The 21,186-nt window shown below is 60.9% G+C and carries 16 protein-coding genes; 12 read left to right on the top strand and 4 right to left on the bottom strand.

Features of this window, described 5'->3' with window-relative positions; translation table 11 throughout:
* Positions 1-196: 196 nt before the first annotated feature.
* From R0140_RS04345 to R0140_RS04360, 4 genes are all read right to left on the bottom strand, one after another.
* Positions 197-415: a YgdI/YgdR family lipoprotein gene (locus tag R0140_RS04345; protein WP_002915974.1), complete on the bottom strand. Its 219-nt coding sequence runs from the start codon at positions 413-415 to the stop codon at positions 197-199.
* Between the two features lie 123 nt (positions 416-538).
* Positions 539-1,252: a TerC family protein gene (locus R0140_RS04350; RefSeq protein WP_004205441.1), complete on the bottom strand. Its 714-nt coding sequence runs from the start codon at positions 1,250-1,252 to the stop codon at positions 539-541.
* Positions 1,253-1,315: 63 nt separating this feature from the next.
* The gene (gene mutH, locus R0140_RS04355) at positions 1,316-2,011 is read right to left on the bottom strand and encodes a DNA mismatch repair endonuclease MutH (RefSeq protein WP_008806331.1); all 696 of its coding nucleotides are present in this window, start codon (positions 2,009-2,011) and stop codon (positions 1,316-1,318) included.
* Positions 2,012-2,096: 85 nt separating this feature from the next.
* Positions 2,097-2,240: a hypothetical protein gene (locus R0140_RS04360; RefSeq protein ID WP_012540652.1), complete on the bottom strand. Its 144-nt coding sequence runs from the start codon at positions 2,238-2,240 to the stop codon at positions 2,097-2,099.
* Positions 2,241-2,693: 453 nt separating this feature from the next.
* Here R0140_RS04360 and rppH point away from each other — a divergent pair, with 453 nt between their 5' ends.
* From rppH to recD, 12 genes are all read left to right on the top strand, one after another.
* Complete coding sequence (rppH, locus tag R0140_RS04365) at positions 2,694-3,224, top strand: RNA pyrophosphohydrolase (RefSeq protein WP_004205443.1); 531 nt, start codon at positions 2,694-2,696, stop codon at positions 3,222-3,224.
* Positions 3,225-3,236: 12 nt separating this feature from the next.
* A complete protein-coding gene (ptsP, locus tag R0140_RS04370; RefSeq protein ID WP_008806330.1) occupies positions 3,237-5,483 on the top strand; it encodes a phosphoenolpyruvate--protein phosphotransferase in 2,247 nt (748 codons plus the stop codon).
* Positions 5,484-5,728: 245 nt separating this feature from the next.
* Positions 5,729-6,604, top strand: a complete 876-nt coding sequence (lgt, locus tag R0140_RS04375; protein ID WP_002915934.1) for a prolipoprotein diacylglyceryl transferase — start codon at positions 5,729-5,731, stop codon at positions 6,602-6,604.
* 6 nt (positions 6,605-6,610) lie between these two features.
* Positions 6,611-7,405 (top strand): thymidylate synthase, encoded by a 795-nt coding sequence (thyA, locus tag R0140_RS04380; protein WP_008806329.1) that lies wholly within the window; start codon positions 6,611-6,613, stop codon positions 7,403-7,405.
* A gap of 188 nt (positions 7,406-7,593) precedes the next feature.
* Entirely contained in the window at positions 7,594-8,145 is a 552-nt protein-coding gene (locus R0140_RS04385; protein WP_032736373.1) for a prepilin peptidase-dependent protein, read from the top strand.
* Positions 8,142-8,699 (top strand): prepilin peptidase-dependent protein, encoded by a 558-nt coding sequence (locus R0140_RS04390; RefSeq protein ID WP_023298179.1) that lies wholly within the window; start codon positions 8,142-8,144, stop codon positions 8,697-8,699. The genes R0140_RS04385 and R0140_RS04390 overlap by 4 nt, the downstream gene beginning before the upstream one ends.
* Positions 8,696-9,103 (top strand): DUF2509 family protein, encoded by a 408-nt coding sequence (locus R0140_RS04395; protein ID WP_032740972.1) that lies wholly within the window; start codon positions 8,696-8,698, stop codon positions 9,101-9,103. Before R0140_RS04390 ends, R0140_RS04395 begins: the two co-directional genes overlap by 4 nt.
* Positions 9,088-9,411, top strand: coding sequence for a prepilin-type N-terminal cleavage/methylation domain-containing protein (locus R0140_RS04400; protein ID WP_008806325.1), 324 nt, complete (start codon positions 9,088-9,090; stop codon positions 9,409-9,411). The genes R0140_RS04395 and R0140_RS04400 overlap by 16 nt, the downstream gene beginning before the upstream one ends.
* A 12-nt stretch (positions 9,412-9,423) precedes the next feature.
* The gene (gene recC, locus R0140_RS04405) at positions 9,424-12,801 is read left to right on the top strand and encodes an exodeoxyribonuclease V subunit gamma (protein ID WP_012967287.1); all 3,378 of its coding nucleotides are present in this window, start codon (positions 9,424-9,426) and stop codon (positions 12,799-12,801) included.
* A gap of 120 nt (positions 12,802-12,921) precedes the next feature.
* A complete protein-coding gene (ptrA, locus tag R0140_RS04410) occupies positions 12,922-15,807 on the top strand; it encodes a pitrilysin (protein WP_008806323.1) in 2,886 nt (961 codons plus the stop codon).
* Positions 15,804-19,340: an exodeoxyribonuclease V subunit beta gene (recB, locus tag R0140_RS04415; protein WP_012540659.1), complete on the top strand. Its 3,537-nt coding sequence runs from the start codon at positions 15,804-15,806 to the stop codon at positions 19,338-19,340. The genes ptrA and recB overlap by 4 nt, the downstream gene beginning before the upstream one ends.
* Positions 19,337-21,181, top strand: a complete 1,845-nt coding sequence (gene recD / locus R0140_RS04420) for an exodeoxyribonuclease V subunit alpha (protein ID WP_317703947.1) — start codon at positions 19,337-19,339, stop codon at positions 21,179-21,181. The genes recB and recD overlap by 4 nt, the downstream gene beginning before the upstream one ends.
* Positions 21,182-21,186: the final 5 nt, after the last annotated feature.

Consider the following 21,186-nt stretch of genomic DNA (forward strand, 5'->3'; position numbering starts at 1 on the left):
GGTCAGGCATTCCCCGACAAAGGAGTATCAACATGGCAGAGGGTGAGAAAAAGAGGAACTAAAAAATCAAAAAAGCCGGGTGACGAGGAGGGGCGGTGGGTGGAACCCGCGGCGTCCTGGTGTGTCCCGACTCTTCTCAAAAGACTGGTTGTCGGTAAGCGCAGCGTCAACAGAGGCTGGGGCCGACGGGGAAAGATTAACGCTTAATGATTTGCGAAACGTCGTCACGATTGATCTGCATTTTATTACCCTGCTGATCTTCGTAACTGATTAAACCGGTATCGTCATCCACGGTAGGTTTACCGTCGGTCAGGATCATTCGCCCATCTTTGGTCGCCATGACGTAATCGCTGCTGCAACCGGAAACCGAGAAAGCCAGTCCTACGGCGGAAATCAATACTGCCCATTTTTTCATCGTCATCACCTCTTGAGTAGCTGCACCCCATACCCGTCTATTAATAGCCTGATTTGTGAGACATAAAAAGCAGTAAAGTCTGAAAAAGGGTTGCAGCCTGTGACCAGGCTGCAATTTTGTGGTTTACAGCGGGTTTTTCTTATTACGCAGCAGGTTAAGGCTCTCCACCGCAATAGAGAAGAACATGGCGAAATAGATGTATCCCTTCGGCACATGAACGTCGAAACTTTCCAGCATCAGGGTAAAGCCGACGAGGATCAGAAACGACAGCGCCAGCATTTTCACCGAAGGATGGCGGTCAACAAAATCGCCGATAGGTCGCGCGGCGAACATCATCACCCCCACCGCAATCACCACCGCCGCCATCATGATGAACAGATGATCCGACAGGCCGACGGCGGTGATCACTGAATCGAGGCTAAAGATGATATCCAGCAGCATGATCTGCACGATAGCGCCGAGAAAGGAGTGGACGTTGGTCTTCAGCCCCTCTTCTTCACCTTCGATAGATTCATGGATCTCTTTACTGGCTTTCCAGATAAGGAATAGCCCACCGAGCAGCAAGATCAGGTCGCGAAACGAAATCTCCTGACCGAGGACGGTGAAGAGCGGGTTGGTCAGTTTCACTACCCAGGCGATAGAGGCCAGCAGCGCCAGGCGCATGACCATCGCGCCCATCAAACCGATCCGTCGCGCGTGGGCGCGCTGGGCGGTGGGGAGCTTGGCCACGACCAGAGAGAGAAAAATAATATTATCGATCCCGAGCACGATCTCCAGCAGCGTCAACGTGCCCAGCGCCAGCCAGGCGTTAGGATCGGTTATCCATGCAAATAACATTGTTCAAAGTCCTGCAAAATAGAAAGCAGCAATTATATGCAAGCCCTAACGCAGAACAAAAAATTAATCGTGTTGTAACAAGAAATGGCGGGCGAGCAGGGCGGCGGTAAAATTCTTTTTCAGGTAAAAGCCGCGCGGCAGCGTCAGGATCGTCTCCCCGTGCGCGCCGATGGCCTCGGTCAGCGCCTTGCTGTTGGCGGCTTTCGGTCTTAACTGCAGCACCTCGCCATGGCGGGCGGTAATGCGCTCAACTTCGCCCAGAACAATGAGATCCATCAGCTCCTCCCAGTCCATGCGCAGCTGGCGCTCCTCGTCTTCGTCCGGACTCCAGAGCAGTGGTGCGCCGACGCGCCGTGCCGCCAGCGGAATGGTGCGCTCACCCTCCACCGGGATCCACAGGACGCGCTGCAGCTTATGCCGCACATGGCTGCTCTCCCAGGTGACGCCGCTATTGCCGGTTAACGGGGCGACACAGACGAAGGTGGTCTCCAGCGGACGCCCCCGGCTGTCGATGGGGATCGTTTTGAGCTCGACCCCCAGCGCGGCGAAATCCTGCTCGGGTTTACTGCCTGCGCTGGCGCCCAGCCACAGCTCCAGCAGAATGCCCGTCCAGCCTTTATCGCGTTTCAGATCGCGCGGAATGGGGATCCCGGCCAGCGCCGCCAGCTCGCCCAGCGAATAGCCAGCCAGCTGACGGGCCTGGGCCAGCAACTGTTCCTGACTTTGCGGCGGCGAGGAGAGAGGGGCGATAGTGGGCATAGGGCGCTACCTTTGGCTAAAAAATGAGCGCTATTTTTGCGCGTTGTGGATAGAGTTTACCGTTTTCTGAGTAACTATACCAATGTCATGATTTATATGAGTTTTTAAACTTATTGCGCCGCGGGTGAAAACCGTGAAAACAGGTTTTCCAGAACTGGTCACTGACAATAAACAGGATCTTACACCATGTTATCCACAGAAAATTGGGATAACTGGGGAAAAGCCTCACTACTGGTTCGATTTACAGCCTTGACGTGCGACGAAAATCGAAATTTTAGAGAAAACCTGCCCGCGGTCTGCGCGTAATCTGTGGATAAAATCGACATTGCTCGATCTTTCATCAGTCAGCGGATCGCATATGTGATGATCGTCACGTTACGTTGTGATAAATGAAAGGAATATATTCTAACTTGATGAATATGCTATCATTATTTTAATGTGTTAGCGGTGCGATGTTCAGATTACTCCGGGTTTTCCCGGGGTAATTCCGTACTTCTTCACAACTCTATCCACAGAAAAAGTGAATAAAATAGGGCCTAAGCCGCATTCGTTGTTTATAACTCTGGCCATTACTGTGAGTTATTCAAATGTTATCCGTTCTCAGTGTGCGAACAGAGTGGTTTACCGTTTCCGGCGAGTGTGAAACAATCATTCACATTGAAGCTTATCTTGAGGTAGTCCGGTGATTGATGACGATGGCTACCGCCCAAATGTCGGTATTGTAATCTGTAATCGTCAGGGCCAGGTCATGTGGGCCCGGCGCTATGGTCAGCACTCGTGGCAGTTCCCGCAAGGGGGCATAAATCCAGGAGAATCCGCAGAGCAGGCGATGTATCGGGAATTGTTTGAAGAGGTCGGGTTAAGCCGTAAAGATGTGCGGATCCTTGCCTCAACCCGTAACTGGCTGCGTTACAAGTTGCCTAAACGTTTGGTGCGTTGGGACACAAAGCCGGTTTGTATCGGCCAGAAACAAAAGTGGTTTCTTTTGCAGTTGATCGGCAACGATGCGGACATCAATATGCAAACCAGCAGTACACCAGAATTTGATGGTTGGCGCTGGGTGAGTTACTGGTACCCGGTCCGCCAGGTGGTGTCGTTCAAGCGCGACGTCTACCGCCGGGTGATGAAAGAGTTCGCCAGCGTGACCATGTCGCTGGCGGAGAGTGCACCTAAGCCGCAAAGCGCGCCTGCTTATCGACGTAAAAGAGGTTAAGCCACGCACATTATGCTCACTCGGTTGCGAGAAATAGTCGAGAAGGTCGCGAGTGCGCCGCGTTTAAACGAGGCGCTGGATATTCTGGTGACGGATGTCTGCCAGGCGATGGAGACGGAAGTCTGCTCGGTTTACCTGGCTGACAATGACCGACGCTGCTATTACCTGATGGCCACCCGCGGGTTAAAAAAACCTCGCGGGCGCACCGTTGCGCTGGCGTTCGATGAAGGCCTGGTGGGTCTGGTTGGCCGCCTGGCGGAGCCCATCAACCTCGCCGATGCGCAAAAACACCCCAGCTTCAAATATATCCCTGCCGTCAAAGAGGACCGCTTCCGCGCCTTCCTTGGCGTGCCGATCATTCAGCGCCGCCAGCTGTTGGGCGTGCTGGTGGTCCAGCAGCGCGAGCTGCGTCAGTTTGATGAAAGCGAAGAGTCTTTCCTCGTCACCCTCGCCACCCAGATGGCGGCGATCCTCTCCCAGTCCCAGCTGAACGCCCTGTTCGGCCAGTATCGTCAGACGCGCATTCGCGCCCTCCCGGCCTCTTCCGGGGTGGCGATCGCCGAGGGCTGGATGGACGTCAGCCTGCCGCTGATGGAGCAGGTGTATGAAGCCTCGACGCTGGACACCGCCTCGGAACGCGAACGCCTGACCGGCGCGCTGGAAGAGGCGGCTAACGAATTTCGTCGCTACAGCAAACGCTATGCTGCCGGCGCGCAAAAAGAGACGGCGGCGATCTTCGATCTCTACTCGCACCTCCTCTCCGACGCCCGCCTGCGTCGCGAGCTGTTTGCCGAAGTCGACAAAGGCGCCGTCGCCGAGTGGGCGGTCAAAAAGATCATTGAGAAGTTCGCCGAACAGTTTGCCGCGCTCAGCGACGGTTATCTGAAAGAGCGGGCCGGCGATCTGCGTACCCTGGGTCAGCGTCTGCTGTTCCATCTCGACGACAGCATTCAGGGGCCCAACACCTGGCCGGCGCGCATTATCCTCGTGGCGGACGAGCTGTCGGCCACCACCCTTGCCGAAGTGCCGCAGGATCGTCTGGTCGGTGTGGTGGTGCGCGATGGCGCCGCCAACTCCCATGCCGCCATTATGGTACGCGCCCTCGGGATCCCGACGGTGATGGGCGCCGATATCCAGCCCTCTCTGCTGCATGGCCATACGCTGATTGTCGATGGCTATCGCGGTGAGCTGCTGGTGGATCCCGAACCTGTTCTGTTACAGGAATATCAGCGCCTTATTAGCGAAGAGAACGAGCTCAGCCGCCTGGCGGAGGACGATCTCCAGCGCGCGTCGGAGCTGAAAAGCGGCGAGCGGGTGAAAGTCATGCTCAACGCCGGCTTAAGCCCGGAGCACGAAGAGAAGCTCGGCAGCTTTGTTGACGGCATTGGCCTCTACCGTACCGAAATTCCCTTTATGCTGCAGAGCGGCTTCCCCTCTGAAGAGGAGCAGGTCGCCCAGTATCAGGGCATGCTGCAGATGTTTAACAGCAAACCGGTGACCCTTCGTACCCTGGACATCGGCGCGGATAAACAGCTGCCGTATATGCCGATCAGCGAAGAGAACCCGTGCCTCGGCTGGCGCGGGATCCGCATCACCCTCGATCAGCCGGAGATCTTTTTGATCCAGGTGCGAGCGATGCTGCGCGCCAACGCCGCCACCGGCAACCTCAGCATTTTGCTGCCTATGGTGACCAGTCTGGAGGAGGTGGATGAGGCCCGTCGGCTGATCGACCGCGCCAGCCGGGAAGTGGAAGAGATGATCGGCTACGCCATCCCACGTCCGCGCCTGGGGGTGATGCTGGAGGTCCCGTCGATGGTCTTTATGCTGCCGCAGCTGGCCAGTCGGATCGATTTTATCTCGGTAGGGACGAACGACCTGACCCAGTACCTGCTGGCCGTCGACCGCAACAATACCCGGGTCGCCAGCATGTATGACAGCCTGCATCCGGCGGTATTGCGGGCGCTGGCGATGATCGCCCATGACGCGGAGCGCTTTGGCATCGATCTGCGACTGTGCGGCGAGATGGCGGGCGACCCGATGTGCGTGACGATCCTTATCGGCCTCGGTTATCGCCATCTGTCGATGAACGGCCGCTCGGTGGCGAGGGTGAAATATCTGCTGCGCCGCATTGATATCGAAGAGGCGCAGGAGCTGTCGCGTCGCAGCCTTGATGCCCAGATGACCGCTGAGGTGCGCCATCAGGTGGCGGCCTTTATGGAGCGTCGCGGTCTCGGCGGCCTGATCCGCGGCGGGCGGTAGCGGTAGCCCGGGTGAGGCGTAAGCCGTAACCCGGGGATCCTCTGCTCGCACCATCCGGCAAAATAGGGTACCGCCGGGAAAACGGCATTCTGTTAGCATCCGTATACATATCTTTTACACGTTCGGCGCGGATCGCACTCCAGGCTTATGCTATGATTCGCCTCCTTCGGCGTGCCCGTTTTTATCGGGCATAGATCATCACCGCTGTCCACTTTCGGCGGAATAACAAGTCTTTATGGTGACAGATGAATAGTGGCTACCTGCATTTTCCGGAGTTCGATCCGGTCATTTTTTCTCTAGGCCCGGTCTCCCTCCACTGGTACGGTTTGATGTACCTGGTGGGCTTTGTCTTTGCGATGTGGCTGGCCACCCGTCGGGCGAATCGTCCGGGCAGCGGCTGGACGAAAAATGAAGTGGAAAACCTGCTCTACGCGGGCTTCCTCGGCGTCTTCCTGGGCGGCCGTATCGGCTACGTGCTGTTTTACAACCTGCCGGTATTTCTTGCCGATCCGCTGTATCTGTTCCGCGTCTGGGACGGCGGCATGTCGTTCCACGGCGGCCTGATCGGCGTGATCCTGGTGATGATTATCTTCGCCAGACGCACCAAACGCACCTTCTTCCAGGTCTCCGATTTTATCGCGCCGCTGATCCCGTTTGGCCTTGGCGCCGGACGTCTGGGCAACTTCATCAACGGTGAGCTGTGGGGCCGCGTGGACCCGAGCTTCCACTACACGATGATTTTCCCGGGCTCCCGTGCCGAAGACCTGGCGCTGCTGCCGACGCATCCGGAATGGCAATCGCTGTTCGATACCTACGGCGCGCTGCCGCGTCACGCGTCGCAGCTGTACGAGCTGGCGCTGGAAGGCGTGGTGCTGTTCCTGATCCTGAACCTGTTTATCCGTAAACCGCGCCCGACCGGCTCCGTTTCCGGTCTGTTCCTGATTGGCTACGGCCTGTTCCGCATCATCGTGGAATTCTTCCGCCAGCCCGACGCCCAGTTCACCGGCGGCTGGGTGCAGTACATCAGCATGGGGCAGATTCTTTCGATCCCGATGGTGCTTGCGGGTATCATCATGATGGTTTGGGCTTACCGCCATCGTCCGCAGCAACAGAATTCTTGAGGAACCATGAAACAGTATCTTGATTTGATGCAGAAAGTGCTCACCGAGGGCACGCCAAAAAATGACCGCACCGGCACTGGCACGATCTCTATTTTCGGCCATCAGATGCGTTTTAACCTGCAGGAAGGCTTCCCGCTGGTGACCACCAAGCGCTGTCATTTACGCTCCATCATCCATGAACTGCTGTGGTTCCTGCAGGGCGACACCAACATCGCCTATCTGCACGACAACAACGTCACCATCTGGGACGAGTGGGCAGATGAAAATGGCGACCTGGGGCCGGTCTACGGCAAACAGTGGCGTTCCTGGCCTGCGCCGGACGGTCGTCATATCGACCAGATCACCACGGTGATGAACCAACTGAAAAACGACCCGGACTCCCGCCGGATCATCGTCTCGGCGTGGAACGTCGGCGAGCTGGATAAAATGGCGCTGGCGCCGTGCCACGCCTTCTTCCAGTTCTACGTCGCTGACGGCAAGCTCTCCTGCCAGCTGTATCAGCGCTCCTGCGACGTATTCCTCGGCCTGCCGTTCAATATCGCCAGCTACGCGCTGCTGGTGCATATGGTGGCGCAGCAGTGCGATCTGCAGGTCGGTGATTTCGTCTGGACCGGCGGCGACACCCATCTGTACAGCAACCATCTTGAGCAGACCAACCTGCAGTTGAGCCGCGAACCGCGTCCGCTGCCGAAGCTGGTCATCAAACGCAAACCGGCGTCGATTTTCGACTACCGTTTTGAAGACTTCGAGATTGAAGGTTACGATCCGCACCCGGGCATTAAAGCGCCGGTGGCGATTTAACCCTCCAGCAGAGATGACCAACCGGCGCCCGATGGCGCCGGTTTTTTTATGCCTTTTGCACCATCAGAATGGAGGCTATCTCCATAGCCACAGGGATAAGGTCGCTTCAGCCTGCCCACAGCCCCCCCCGGCGGTTGCGGTGGGCGAAGTTGGGTAGACGCTCGCAAAAAAATGTTCTTCTGTCGAGTATGCAAACCTTTTTTGCGTATCTGGCCGGGAAAGCTATTTTCCGTCGTCGCGCCAGGGCCAACCGCCGCGGCATACTCGACGCCATGAACAGAGAACATGGCTACACCCTGATGGAAACCCTGGTAACGCTGACACTGATGATGATCCTCAGCGTCGGCGGCCTGTACGGCTGGCAGCGCTGGCAGCAGCAGCAACAACTGTGGCAAACCGCCGTCCAGGTGCGGGATTTTCTGCTCTTTCTGCGCGATGACGCCAACGCGTACAACCGGGACCGCGTGCTTCGCGTCGGCCAGGACGAAGTGGGCTGGTGCCTGAGCGCGGAGGGGGAGGGGCCGGAATGCGCCTCGGGGACATCCTTCACGCTGCGCCCGCGCTGGCCGGGGATCACGCTGGCTGGCGTTACGCCTGGTCTGGGGTTTTATGGTCTGCGCAGCACCGCCTGGGCGGGGAATCTGCGGTTGCAGAGCGCGGCCGGCAGCTGGAGCATTGTGATCTCACACTGGGGGCGGATTCGTTTATGCCGCAGCGACAGCGCAGGAGGGTGTCAGTGAACAGTCGAGGATTTTCCCTGGCGGAGGCGCTTATCGCCATGGCCATCGGCTCGCTGCTGCTGATGGGGGCCTGCCGTTTTCTGCCTGCCCTGCAGCGTCATATTCTGCGCCAGGGCGAACAGCTGGCCCTGGAGAACGAGCTGTGGCAGCGCGTGCATGCCGTGGGAAAACATCTCCAGCGCGCCGGGTACTGCCGGGGAGCGTGCGGCGGAGCCGGGCTGGAGCTAGCCGCTGATGGCGAGTGTCTGATTGTGCGCTGGGATGCGAACAGCAACGGGAGATGGGAAACCTCCCCCGCGGCAGCGGCGGAGAGCACCGGCTTTCGCCTGCGCGACGGCGCGCTGGAGACCTTGCGCGGGGCCAGCGACTGCCGCGGGGGCGGATGGGAGAAAATCACCAACCCGGCCGCCATCGTGGTGACGCGCTTCTCGGTACAACGTCAGGTCACCTCGGGCTTCGCGCCGGAGCTGAGCGTGACGCTGGCGGCGCGCTCCGCGCAACAGAGGGGCCTGACGAGCGAGGTGGAGCAGCGGGTGACGGGGTATAACCTGTGATCCGTCAGCGTGGAATGTCGTCGCTGCTGATGGTGCTCCTGTTGCTGACCCTCGGCAGCCTGTTACTCGAGGGGCTTAACCTGCAGCAGCGGGCGCTGCTGGCGCAAACCGCCAGCGAAACGCAGGCGATCCGTGATACGGCGATAGCCCATTCGGCGCTGCAGTGGGGAAAACAACAGGCCTGGTCGGCGCAGCTGCCGCTGGCCTGCCGGGAGCAGACGCAGCAGGGCTGGCGCGCCTGCCTGCGTATCTTCGGCGACGGTTCACTGTTGCTCAGCAGCGCCAGCGGCGAGGTGCAGGTCTGGCAGTCCGGCGAGGTGCGCGGCGGGCAGGTGCGTTTTTCCGCCCACGGCTGGAGCGATTTTTGCCCGCTCAGGGAGGCGAGCTTATGTCAAATGCCCTGAAGCATCAGCGGGGGTTTAGCCTGCCGGAGACCGTGCTGGCGATGGCGCTGATGGTGCTGACGGTCACCGCGCTGGGCGGCTATCAGCGCGGAATGGCGCAAGGAATTGTCCAGTTGAACCAGACCCGTCAGCTGTGGCGCGACGCGTGGCGCTATAGCCAGCTCTCCGCGCCGCCCTCGCCGGCACGCGGGCAGGTAAGCCGTATGCAGACATCGACGCAAAGATGTGTCAGCATCACGGTAACGATCAGTATGCCCGTTGCCAAGCGGGTGCAGATGACCCGGCTGCATTGCCCGGTCAGTCAGTAGTCAGGAGCAATTATGTTAAGGGTATACCACTCAAACCGGCTGGATGTTCTCGAGGCGTTGATGGAATTTATCGTCGAGCGCCAGCGGCTGGATGACCCTTTTCAGGCCGAAATGGTGCTGGTGCAGAGTACCGGTATGGCGCAGTGGCTGCAGATGACCCTGGCCTCGCGCTTCGGAATTGCCGCCAATATCGAGTTCCCGCTGCCGGCGAGCTTTATCTGGGACATGTTCGTGCGCGTCCTGAAAGATATTCCTGGCGAAAGCGCCTTCAGCAAGCAGAGCATGAGCTGGAAGCTGATGACCCTCCTGCCGCAGCACCTGGAGGAAGACGATTTTATCTTGCTGCGCCAGTATCTGAGCGATGACGGCGACAAGCGCAAACTGTTTCAACTCGCCGCCCGGGTGGCGGACCTCTATGACCAGTACCTCGTCTATCGCCCGGAGTGGCTGATGCGCTGGGAGGCCGGCCAGCGGGTGGAAGGTCTCGGCGATGCCCAGCAGTGGCAGGCGCCGCTGTGGCAGGCACTGGTGAGCTATACCGCCGAGCTGGGGCAACCGCAGTGGCACCGCGCCAATCTCTACCAGCGCTTTATCAGTACCCTGGAAAAAGCGGACGAACCGCCCGCCGGGCTGCCGTCGCGCGTCTTCATCTGCGGGATTTCCGCGCTGCCGCCGGTCTATCTTCAGGCGCTGCAGGCGTTGGGTAAGCATGTCGATGTCTATGTCTTGTTTACCAACCCCTGCCGCTACTACTGGGGAGACATTAAGGATCCGGCGTTCCTGGCGAAGCTGCTGTCGCGCCAGCGGCGCCATCACCGCGAGGCGCGCGCGCTACCCCTGTTTCGCGACACCGAGCAGGCGCCGGGGTTGTTTAATGACGCTGGGGAACAGGATGTCGGCAACCCGTTGCTCGCCTCCTGGGGCAAACTGGGGCGCGACTATATCTACCTGTTGGCGGGGCTGGAGCGCTATGAGGAGCTGGACGCCTTTGTCGATATTGCCCCCGATAACCTGTTGCATAACCTGCAATCGGATATCCTCGAACTGCGCAACGCGGCGGTGGCCGGGCAGAGCGCAGAGGCGTTCGCTCACAGTCGCGACAAACGTCCGCTGGCGCTGGATGACCGCAGTCTGAGCATTCACGTCTGCCACAGTCCGCAGCGCGAAGTGGAGGTTCTGCACGATAGGCTACTGGCGATGCTGGAGGCGGATCCGACGCTCACGCCGCGGGATATCATCGTCATGGTGGCGGATATCGACAGCTACAGTCCCTATATTCAGGCGGTGTTTGGCGCGGCCAGCGGCGATCGCTGGTTGCCGTGGGCGATCTCCGACCGTCGCGCCCGCGAGTCGCATCCGGTGCTGCAGGCGTTTATCACGCTGCTCTCACTGCCGGACAGCCGCTTCGCCAGCGAAGATGTGCTGGCGCTGCTGGACGTGCCGGTGCTGGCGGCGCGCTTTAATATCACGGAAGAAGGGCTGCGCTACCTGCGCCAGTGGGTGAACGAGTCCGGCGTCCGCTGGGGAATGGATGACGACAACGTCCGCGAGCTGGACCTGCCGGCGACCGGGCAGCATACCTGGCGGTTCGGCCTCACCCGTATGCTGTTGGGCTACGCCATGGACAGCCGCGAGGGAGAGTGGCAGTCGGTGCTGCCGTATGACGAATCCAGCGGTTTGATCGCCGAACTGGTGGGCAACCTCGCGTCGCTGCTGATGCAGCTTAATCTGTGGCGACGCGGCCTTGCCCAGCAGCGGCCGCTGGCGGAGTGGCTGCCGGTCTGTCGCGATCTGCTGAATGACTTTTTCCTGCCGGACAGCGAGACCGAAGCGGCGCTGGCACTGATTGAGCAACAATGGCTGGCGGTTATTGATAGCGGTCTGGAAGCACAGTATGGCGACCAGGTGCCGCTGACGCTACTGCGCGATGAGCTGGCCCAGCGTCTCGATCAGCAGCGGATCAGCCAGCGCTTTCTTGCTGGCCCGGTCAACATCTGCACCCTGATGCCGATGCGCTCTATTCCTTTCAAAGTGGTTTGCCTGCTGGGGATGAACGACGGGGTTTATCCGCGAACGCTGCCGCCGCTGGGCTTTGATTTGATGAGCCAGAAGCCGCAGCGCGGCGACCGCAGCCGGCGCGATGATGACCGCTATCTGTTCCTCGAAGCGCTGATGTCCGCCGAACAGACGCTGTATATCAGCTACATCGGCCGTTCGATTCAGGACAACAGCGAGCGCTTTCCCTCGGTGCTGGTGCAGGAGCTGGTGGATTATATCGGCCAGAGCCACTGTCTCGCTGGCGACGAAGAGCTTGACTGCGACGCCAGCGAAGCCCGGGTCAAAGCCCATATCACCCATCTGCATACGCGCATGCCGTTCGACGTCGCTAATTTCCAGGAAGACGAGAACAAGAGCTACGCTCGTGAATGGCTGGCCGCCGCCGGCCAGCAGGGAGAGGCGCATAGCGATTTTATACAGCCGCTCACCGCGCCGCCGATTGACAGCCTGCCGTTCGAGCAGCTCTTACGCTTCTGGCAGCACCCGGTTCGCGCGTTCTTTCAGCAGCGTCTGCGGGTCAATTTCCGCGCCGAAGAGGACGATATTCCAGACGACGAGCCCTTCACTCTTGAAGGGCTGAGCCGTTATCAACTGAATCAGCAACTGCTCAATACGCTTATCGAGGAGCAGGACGTCTCAGCCATGTTCCGCCGCTTCCGCGCCGCGGGCGAGCTACCGTATGGCGCCTTTGGCGAGCTGGTCTGGGAGACGCAGCGCCTGGAGATGCAGGCGCTGGCCGAGCGGGTGATGGCCGAGCGCCAGCAGGCGCAGAGCATGGAGATCGATCTGCAGTGCGGCGGCGTGAACCTGACCGGCTGGCTGCAGCAGGTGCAGCCGGACGGTCTGCTGCGCTGGCGGCCTTCGCTGCTGAGCGTCTCCCAGGGGATGCAACTTTGGCTGGAACACCTTGTCTACTGTGCCAGCGGCGGAACCGGCGAGAGCCGGCTGTTTGTGCGGAAAGAGGGAGAGTGGCGCTTCCCGGCGCTGGCGCCCGCCGAGGCGCAGGCGTACCTTAATGCGCTGGTGGATGGCTATTTGCTGGGGATGTCGCAGCCGCTGCTGCTGCTGCCGGAAAGTGGTGGCGCCTGGCTGAAAGCCTGTTACGACGCCGAAAAGGATGTCATCTTAATGGACGAAGAGACGCAGCAGAAAGCGCGGAGCAAATTCCTGCAGACCTACGAAGGTAACATGGTGGTCAGCGGGGAGGGCGCCGATATCTGGTATCAACGCCTGTGGCGTTCGCTGGAGCCGGCGCATTACGAAGAAATTATTGCTCAGACGCAGCGTTATCTGTTACCGCTATATCGTTACCATCAGTCCACACAAATTTAAATAGTATAAAAATTGCGCAGTGAATGGCGGTTCATTTATTATGCGCAACGTATCACGGACTGATGGACATAAAAGGCTGCACGCTGTGCAGCGCAAGTTTGTTAATGATGAGGTTCGTGAATGCCCCGCAGTTTATGGTTCAAGGTTTTTGTTGTGCTGGCCGCCCTCTGGGCGCCGTTTAGTCAGGCCGACACCGGATGGCAGCCGATTCAGGAGACGATCCGCAAAAGCGAAAAAGATACGCGTCAGTATCAGGCGATCCGCCTTGATAACGACATGGTCGTGCTGCTGGTTTCCGATCCGCAGGCGGTGAAATCGCTGTCGGCGCTGGTGGTGCCGGTGGGATCCCTGCAGGATCCGGCCGATCATCAGGGGCTGGCGCATTTTCTGGAACATATGACGCTGATGGGGTCGCAAAAATATCCCCAGCCTGACAGCCTTGCAGAGTTTCTTAAACTGCACGGCGGCAGCCATAACGCCAGCACCGCGCCTTACCGCACCGCGTTTTATCTCGAAGTGGAAAATGATGCGCTGGACGGGGCCGTAGACCGCCTGGCCGACGCCATCGCCGCGCCGCTGCTGGATAAGAAATATGCCGATCGCGAACGTAACGCGGTCAACGCCGAACTGACGATGGCCCGGACGCGAGACGGGATGCGCATGGCCCAGGTCAGTGCGGAGACCATCAACCCGGCCCACCCGGCGGCCCACTTCTCCGGTGGTAACCTCGAGACGCTCAGCGATAAGCCCGGCAGCCCGGTACTTGATGCGCTGCATACCTTCCGCGATAGCTGGTACTCCGCCAACCTGATGAAAGCGGTGATCTACAGCAACAAGCCGTTGCCGGCGCTGGCGCGGATGGCTGCTGACACCTTTGGCCGCGTGCCGAATCGTCAGATCAGCAGGCCGGAAATTACCGTCCCGGTGGTAACGGATGCGCAAAAAGGCATCATTATTCACTATGTGCCGGCGATGCCGCGCAAAGTGCTGCGCGTCGAGTTTCGCATCGACAACAACAGCGATCGCTTCCGCAGCAAAACCGATGAGCTGGTCACCTATCTCATCGGCAACCGCAGCCCGGGCACGCTCTCCGACTGGCTGCAAAAGCAGGGGCTGGCGGAAGGTATCCGCGCCGATTCCGATCCGGTGGTAAACGGCAACAGCGGTGTGCTGGCGATCTCTGCTACCCTCACCGATAAAGGCCTGGCGCACCGCGACGAAGTGACGGCGGCCATTTTCAGCTATCTCGACCTCCTGCGTACTCAGGGCATCGACAAACGGTACTTCGATGAACTGGCGCATGTGCTGGCGCTGGATTTCCGCTATCCGTCGATCAACCGCGACATGGACTACGTGGAATGGCTGGCGGATACCATGATCCGGGTGCCGGTCGAGCATGCGCTGGACGTGGTGAATATTGCCGACCAGTACGACCCGCAGGCGATCAAAGATCGGCTGGCGATGATGACCCCGCAGAACGCCCGTATCTGGTATATCAGCCCCCAGGAGCCGCATAACAAGACGGCCTATTTTGTCGATGCGCCGTATCAGGTGGATAAGATTAGCGAGCAGACGTTCGCTGACTGGCAGCAAAAATCGCAGGCCATCCAGCTACAGCTGCCGGTGCTCAACCCCTATATTCCGGATGATTTCACCCTCATCAAAAGCGATAAAGCCTGGCCGCATCCGCAGCTGATCCTTGATGAACCGACGCTGCGGGTGGTGTATGCCCCGAGCCAGTATTTTGCCAGCGAGCCGAAGGCGGATATCTCCCTGGTGCTGCGTAATCCCCAGGCGATGGACAGCGCTCGCCGGCAGGTGATGTTTGCCCTCAACGATTATCTCGCCGGCATCGCCCTCGATCAGCTCAGTAACCAGGCGGCGGTCGGCGGCATTTCGTTCTCCACCGGCGCTAATAACGGATTAATGGTCAATGCCAACGGCTATACCCAGCACCTTCCGGCACTGTTCAGCGATCTGTTGCAGGGATACTTCAGCTATACGCCGACCGAGGAGCAGCTGGAGCAGGCCAAATCCTGGTATGCGCAGATGATGGACTCCGCCGAGAAAGGCAAAGCCTACGATCAGGCGATAATGCCGATCCAGATGGTCTCCCAGGTGCCGTACTTCCAGCGCGAAGTGCGCCGGGCGCTGCTGCCCTCCATCACTCTTAAAGAGGTGCTCGACTACCGCGCCAACCTGAAAACCAAGGGGCGTCCTGAACTGATGGTGATCGGCAATATGACCGCCGATGCCGCCACGACGCTGGCCCGCCAGATCCAGCAGCAGCTGGGCGCTGACGGCAACGAATGGTGCCGCAATAAAGACGTGGTGGTGAACCGGCAGCAGCTGGCGATCTTCAACAAAGCGGGCAACAGCACCGACTCCGCGCTGGCCGCGGTGTTCGCGCCGCCCAACGTGGATGAGTTCAGCAGCACCGCCGCCAGCACCCTGCTGGGGCAGATTATTCAGCCGTGGTTCTACAACCAGCTGCGTACCGAAGAGCAGCTCGGCTATGCGGTCTTTGCCTTCCCGATGAACGTGGGGCGCCAGTGGGGCATGGGCTTCCTGCTGCAGAGTAGCGATAAGCAGCCAGCCTTCCTCTGGCAGCGGTTCCAGGCCTTCTTTCCCACCGCGGAGGCGAAGCTGCGGGCGATGAAGCCGGAAGAGTTTGCTCAGCTCCAGCAGGCGGTGATAAGCCAGATGCTGCAGGCGCCGCAGACGCTGGGCGATGAAGCCTCGAAACTGAGCAAAGATTTCGATCGCGGTAATATGCGTTTTGATTCACGTGATAAAGTAGTGGCTCAGATTAAACTGCTGACGCCGCAAAAACTTGCCGACTTCTTCCATCAGACGGTGGTGGATCCGCAGGGCATGACGATATTGTCCCAGATTTCCGGTAGCCAGAATGGCAAAGCGGACTATGCCCAGCCGAAAGGCGGCAAAGTGTGGGAAAACGTCAGCGCATTGCAGCAATCCTTACCCCTGATGCGAGAGAATGAATGACCGACACCGCTGAGTCTTTGGATCCCCTGCGCTTGCCCCTGAGGGGCGAGCGCCTGATAGAAGCCTCTGCGGGCACCGGAAAAACCTTTACCATCGCCGCGCTGTATCTGCGGCTGCTGCTGGGGCTGGGCGGCGAGTCCGCCTATTCCCGCGCTATCAGCGTTGAAGAGCTGCTGGTGGTGACCTTTACCGAGGCGGCGACCGAAGAGCTGCGCGGGCGTATCCGCAGCAACATCCACGAACTGCGCATCGCCTGCCTGCGCGGCGAATCCGACAATCCGCTCTACAGCGCGCTGCTGGCGGAGATCGATGATAAAGACGACGCCGCGAAGACGCTGCTGCTGGCTGAACGGCAGATGGACGAGGCGGCGGTATTCACCATCCACGGCTTTTGCCAACGGATGCTGAGCCTTAACGCCTTCGAGTCGGGCATGCTGTTCGAGCAGCAACTGATCGAGGATGAATCCCGCCTGCGCTATCAGGCCTGCGCTGACTTCTGGCGCCGCCACTGCTATCCGCTGACCCGCGATATCGCGGCGGTGATCCACGACGTCTGGAAAGGGCCGCGCGATCTGCTGAAGTCTCTTGACCGCTGGCTGCAGGGCGAAGCGCCGCAGCTTAAGTCGCCGCCGGCCCCCGACGAGACGCTGGCTGAACGCCATCAGCAGATCATCGGCCGCATTGACTCGCTCAAGCAGCAGTGGCGCGAGCAGGTGGGCGAGATCGAAGGCGTGCTGGAAAATTCCGGGCTCGACCGGCGGAAATACAATCGTGGCAACCAGGGCAAATGGCTTGAGAAAGTGAACGCCTGGGCGCAGGAAGAGACGTTAAGCTACCAGCTGCCCGACGCGCTGGAGAAATTTGCCCAGTCGTTTCTGCTCGAGCGCACCAAAGCCGGTGGCGAACCGCCGGTGCACCCGCTGTTTAGCGCCGTAGAGTCGCTGCTGGCCTCCTCGCTGACGCTCACCGATCTGGTGCTGGCGAGAGCGATGGTCGAGATCCGCGATGCGGTCGCCCGCGAAAAGCGCCGCCGCGGCGAGCTGGGGTTTGACGATATGCTCAGCCGGCTTGACGAGGCGCTGCGCGGCGACAGCGGCGAGACGCTGGCCAGCGCCATTCGCCAGCGTTTTCCGGTGGCGATGATCGATGAATTTCAGGACACCGACCCCCAGCAGTACCGGATTTTTCGCCGCATCTGGCGCCGGCAGCCGGAGACGGCGCTGCTGCTGATCGGCGATCCGAAGCAGGCCATCTACGCCTTTCGCGGCGCCGATATCTTTACCTATATGAAAGCGCGCGGCGACGTTACCGCGCACTACACCCTCGATACCAACTGGCGCTCCTCGCCGGGCATGGTGAGCAGCGTCAATCGGCTGTTCAGCCTCAGCGATAACCCTTTCATGTTCCGCGAGATCCCGTTTCTGCCGGTGAAGGCGGCGGCAAAGAATCAGGGGCTGCGCTTTACCGTTGACGCGGCGGACGTACCGGCGATGAACGTCTGGCTGATGCCCGGCGACACCGTCGGGTCTGGCGATTATCAAACGTTTATGGCGCAGCTCTGCGCCACGCAGATCCGCGACTGGCTGAGCGCCGGGCAGCAGGGGCGCGCGCTGCTGTGGCGCGGGGAAACCTCGCGCCCGGTGCAGGCCTCGGATATCACCGTGCTGGTGCGCAACCGGCTGGAGGCGGCGCAGGTGCGTGAAGCGCTGCAGACGCTGGGCATCCCCTCGGTCTACCTCTCCAACCGCGACAGCGTTTTCGAGACGCTGGAGGCCCAGGAGCTGCTCTGGCTGCTGCAGGCGGTGCTGGCCCCGGAGCGGGAAAATACCCTGCGCAGCGCGCTGGCTACCTCGATGTTTGGCCTGACCGCGCTGGATATTGAAAATCTCAATCAGGATGAGCAGGCGTGGGACGCGCTGGTGGAGGAGTTCAGCGACTACCGCCAGATCTGGCGTCAGCGCGGAGTGATGCCGATGCTGCGGGCGTTGATGACGGCCCGGCATATCGCCGAGAATCTGCTGGCGACCCGCGGCGGCGAGCGGCGCTTAACCGACATTCTGCATATCAGCGAACTGCTGCAGGAGGCGGCCAGCCAGCTGGAAAGCGAGCATGCCCTGGTGCGCTGGCTGGCGCAGCATATCGCCGAGCCGGACAGCAACGCCGCCAGCCAGCAGATGCGTCTCGAAAGCGATAAGCACCTCGTGCAAATTGTCACCATTCACAAGTCAAAAGGGCTGGAGTACCCCCTGGTCTGGCTGCCGTTTATCGCCCGGTTTCGTAAACAGGACCAGGCGTTCTACCACGATCGCGAGACGTTCGCGGCGGTACTGGATCTGGGCCAGGATGAGGCCAGTCTCGAGCTGGCGGAGGCGGAACGGCTGGCGGAAGATCTGCGCCTGCTATACGTCGCCCTGACCCGTGCGGTCTGGCACTGCAGCCTCGGCGTGGCGCCGCTCAGCAGCCGGAAATCCGGCAACAGCGATTTCCACCTCAGCGCGCTGGGGCGGCTGTTGCAGGCGGGCGAAGCCATGGACGCCGCCGGGCTGGCCGCGCGGCTGGCGGACTTCTGTCATGGCGATATTGCATTGCAGAGACCGGGCGAGCTGGATCTGACCCCGTGGCAGGCGCCCGCGGCGACCATCCCCCCGCTGTCGGCGCGCGAGCTGCAGCGCCGCATCGCCGACGACTGGCGGGTGACCAGCTACTCCGGACTGCAACAGCATGGTTTCAGCGGCGGGCAGGATCTGCTGCCGCGTCTGGATGTCGATGCCGCCGGCGTCGGCGAAGTCGTGGAAGAGCCGCAGCTGACTCCGCACCAGTTTCCGCGCGGCGCCGCGCCGGGGACCTTCCTGCACAGCCTGTTTGAGGAGCTGGACTTCACCCAGCCGGTGCCGGACGGGTGGATGGCGGAGAAGCTGCAGCTGAGCGGGTTTGACGCGCAGTGGGCGCCGGTGCTGACCGACTGGCTGGGGGGCGTGCTGAAGACTCGCCTGCCGGGAGCGGATATTGCGCTCAATCAGCTTGCGGCGCGGGATAAACAGGTGGAGATGGCGTTTTATCTGCCTATCGCTCAGCTGCTGACGGCGGAGCGCCTTGACGCGCTTATCCGCCAGTACGATCCCCTCTCCGCCGACACGCCACCGCTGGATTTCCGCCAGGTGCGTGGCATGCTGAAGGGCTTTATCGATCTGGTCTTCCGCCACGAAGGCCGTTATTACCTGCTGGATTACAAATCCAACTGGCTGGGGGAAGACCGCGAGGCCTACACCCGGCCGGCAATGGAGCAGGCGATGCGTGCCCACCGCTACGATCTGCAGTATCAGTTGTACAGCCTGGCGCTGCACCGCTATCTGCGCCACCGGCTGGCCGATTATGACTATGACCGCCACTTCGGCGGCGTGATTTATCTTTTCCTGCGCGGCATGGACGGGCAGGAGGGGGGGCAGGGGATCTTCACCACCCGGCCGGTGAGACCGCTGATTGACGGTCTGGATCAGCTTTTTGCCGGAGAAACTCAGGAGGAGACCTCATGACTTTCGAACAATTACTGCTGGCGGCGGTGGAGCAGCGTCTGCTGCGGCCGCTGGACGTCCAGTTTGCCCTGATGGTGGCGCAAAACGACCCGCCGGCGGTCATGCTGGCGGCGGCCTTGCTGAGCCGGGATGCTGGCGAGGGGCACGTTTGCCTGCCGCTGTCGCGGTTGAGCGGCGACGAGGCGCTGAGCGGAAAAGCGGGGGAGATCCGCGATCGGCTGCTGGCCGAAGCCGGCGCGCCGGAGGACTGGCCCGCGCTGCTGCTCGCTTCGTCGGCGGTGAGCTGCGGCGATGCTCCGGCGCCGATGATTTTGTGCGGCGACCGGCTCTATCTGAACCGGATGTGGCGCAACGAGCTGACCGTCGCCCGCTTCTTTAACGAAGCCAACCGGGTGCTGGAGATGGATGAGGCGCGGCTGGCGTCAACGCTAAATGCGCTGTTTCCCGCCACTGGCGAAACCGACTGGCAAAAAGTGGCCGCGGCGGTGGCGCTGACTCGCCGTATCTCGGTGATCTCCGGCGGTCCCGGGACCGGGAAAACCACCACCGTGGCGAAGCTTCTGGCGGCGCTGATCCAGATTGACGACAGTCCACGCTGTCGTATTCGCCTGGCGGCACCGACGGGGAAAGCGGCGGCGCGCCTGACCGAATCGCTGGGCGCGGCGCTGAGAAAGCTGCCGCTGACCGACGCGCAGAAAGCGTTAATTCCCACCGAGGCCAGCACGCTGCATCGTCTGCTGGGCGCCCAGCCCGGCAGCCAGCGCATGCGCTATCACGCCGGCAACCCGCTGCATCTGGATGTGCTGGTCGTGGATGAAGCCTCGATGATTGACCTGCCGATGATGTCGCGGCTTATCGACGCGCTGCCGGCCCACGGGCGGGTGATTTTCCTCGGCGATCGCGACCAGCTGGCCTCCGTGGAAGCGGGGGCGGTGCTGGGGGATATCTGCGCCTGGGCGAGCTCGGGCTACACTGTCGCGCGGGCGCAGGAGCTGACCCGGCTGACCGGTTCGCCGGTGCCGGCGGGCGAGGGGGCTATCGCTGGCGCGCTGAGAGACAGCTTGTGCCTGCTGCAAAAGAGCTATCGCTTCGGCAGTCACTCCGGCATCGGGAGCCTGGCGCGGGCGGTGAATGCTGGCGCGCGCGCGGAGGTGAAGGCCACGCTGCGCCAGCCGTTTGACGACATCGCGCTTCATCCCCTCAGCACGACCGACGAGTACGAGGCCATGCTCGGCGCGGCCCAGCAGGGCTATGAACGCTACCTGCAACTGCGCCGCGAGCGGGCCGAACCGCAGGCCATGCTGGCCGCTTTCAGCGAATTCCAGCTTCTGTGCGCGCTGCGTGAAGGGCCGTACGGCGTGAGCGGCGTCAATGAGCGGCTGGAGCAGCGGCTCAACCGCCAGCGGGCGATCGCCCTGCCGCGCCACTCCCGCTGGTATGACGGCCGACCGATCATGATATCGCGCAACGACAGCGCGCTGGGGCTGTTTAACGGCGATATCGGGATAGCGCTGGAGCGCAACGGCGAGCTGCGGGTGTGGTTCCTGATGCCCGACGGCACCATCAAGTCGGTGCAACCGAGTCGCCTGCCGGAGCATGATACCGCCTGGGCGATGACCGTGCATAAATCGCAGGGCTCCGAGTTCGAACATGCGGCGCTGATCCTGCCGGCGCGCAGCATCCCGCTGGTGACCCGCGAACTGGTCTACACGGCGATCACCCGTGCGAAACAGCGATTGTCACTCTATGCCGACGAGCAGGTGCTCTCCCAGGCCATTGTGACGCGCACCGAGCGGCGCAGCGGCCTGGCGGAGATTTTCGCCGGGCGCGAAGCCCCCTGAGAGGC

The sequence above is a fragment of the Klebsiella sp. w6 genome (assembly GCF_033100215.1).
Lineage (GTDB): Bacteria > Pseudomonadota > Gammaproteobacteria > Enterobacterales > Enterobacteriaceae > Klebsiella > Klebsiella variicola.

Excerpts from the sequence above, each read along its gene's own strand:
- R0140_RS04345 (WP_002915974.1), bottom strand. The coding sequence starts at position 415 with ATGAAAAAATGGGCAGTATTGATTTCCGCCGTAGGACTGGCTTTCTCG.
- R0140_RS04350 (WP_004205441.1), bottom strand. The coding sequence starts at position 1,252 with ATGTTATTTGCATGGATAACCGATCCTAACGCCTGGCTGGCGCTGGGC.
- mutH (WP_008806331.1), bottom strand. The coding sequence starts at position 2,011 with ATGCCCACTATCGCCCCTCTCTCCTCGCCGCCGCAAAGTCAGGAACAG.
- ptsP (WP_008806330.1), top strand. The coding sequence starts at position 3,237 with ATGCTCACTCGGTTGCGAGAAATAGTCGAGAAGGTCGCGAGTGCGCCG.
- lgt (WP_002915934.1), top strand. The coding sequence starts at position 5,729 with ATGAATAGTGGCTACCTGCATTTTCCGGAGTTCGATCCGGTCATTTTT.
- thyA (WP_008806329.1), top strand. The coding sequence starts at position 6,611 with ATGAAACAGTATCTTGATTTGATGCAGAAAGTGCTCACCGAGGGCACG.
- R0140_RS04385 (WP_032736373.1), top strand. The coding sequence starts at position 7,594 with ATGCAAACCTTTTTTGCGTATCTGGCCGGGAAAGCTATTTTCCGTCGT.
- R0140_RS04400 (WP_008806325.1), top strand. The coding sequence starts at position 9,088 with ATGTCAAATGCCCTGAAGCATCAGCGGGGGTTTAGCCTGCCGGAGACC.
- recC (WP_012967287.1), top strand. The coding sequence starts at position 9,424 with ATGTTAAGGGTATACCACTCAAACCGGCTGGATGTTCTCGAGGCGTTG.
- ptrA (WP_008806323.1), top strand. The coding sequence starts at position 12,922 with ATGCCCCGCAGTTTATGGTTCAAGGTTTTTGTTGTGCTGGCCGCCCTC.
- recB (WP_012540659.1), top strand. The coding sequence starts at position 15,804 with ATGACCGACACCGCTGAGTCTTTGGATCCCCTGCGCTTGCCCCTGAGG.
- recD (WP_317703947.1), top strand. The coding sequence starts at position 19,337 with ATGACTTTCGAACAATTACTGCTGGCGGCGGTGGAGCAGCGTCTGCTG.